Source organism: Weissella sp. DD23 (assembly GCF_001579105.1).
In the GTDB taxonomy this organism is placed as follows: domain Bacteria; phylum Bacillota; class Bacilli; order Lactobacillales; family Lactobacillaceae; genus Weissella; species Weissella cibaria.
Window position 1 is genome coordinate 354,985 of sequence record NZ_KQ970390.1, and the last position, 1,041, is coordinate 356,025.

General features: G+C 43.3%; 1 pseudogene. It reads right to left on the reverse strand.

What is annotated here, in order from left to right:
* Positions 1 to 1,041 (reverse strand): annotated as a pseudogene (locus WEIDD23_RS13380) (DNA polymerase III subunit epsilon); the annotation flags it as partial.

A 1,041-nucleotide genomic window follows, 5' to 3' on the forward strand; every position in this document is an offset into this window, starting at 1 on the left:
CCGTCTCACGATCGATATTTAACCGATCATATAGGTACCCCGACTTTGTTGAAGTAAACAAAGTTGCACCAATCACGGTTGGTGGCATGAAATGCGGATAAACTTTGTCTTTAAAGAAATCAAGCGTGTGTAACAACCCACCACTCAACTTCAGATTACTGTTATCGTGATTTTGATTTTCAGTTAACCAGAACACACTTGCATCTGGGAAATCAACCAAATCCTGTTGGAAAGTGGTCAGACGTTGTTCGTATTTCGCAATACTTTCAAGCAACCGACGGAAATCAGCCAGATGTTGGCGTTCGCTAAGTGAGAAGGCGTTCTTCGTGTTACTAAATTGGGCTAACAAATAATCCAATGAGTCTGCTAAATCACGTACGGCCTGTCGCATGCTTTGCAAACGATGTGTTTGGTCGACCCAAAATTGGGCTAAATCAGAAATTGGTAGCTCAACCTCGTAATGGCCCTCTGTTGCCGGTGTGTGCCCGTTTAGCAAGAAACGACGGTAGAATGCCACTTGTAATTTGGGCAACTCTGAAGACAGTGCTTCAAGACTCTGTAGAAAACGTGACTTGAGCTGTTGCCCACCAACTAACCGATTCAAAATAATGCCAATTGAAGGTTCGTTATCGCGCAAAACCAAATTTGTCGCGTTCTGAACACGGGTCAACCAAACCTGAAATGGTAATTGATGGCGACTTTGTTCTAAGACTGCATTTGGCAAATTTTGCGCTTCATCAATAATTAAATATGGTGTATCAATACTGTCACCCAATTCAGCGGCATATTCCGCCAAGTAGGCGTGGTTAACGACCAAGAATTGGGCGTTTTGCGCCAAGACGTGTTGGCGTTCACTAAACTCGTGACCGTAGTAAGGTGATCCTGCTGGATTATTAGCTGGCTGGGCTAATTTTGCCATGAAATCGACTTGCGGGTTAATCAAGTTCAACTCGTCAAAATCACCTGTTAACGTTTCAGTTAACCAAACTAAGATTTGCGCCTTAATAAATTGGAGAGATGTTGATCCTTCATCAACGCGGA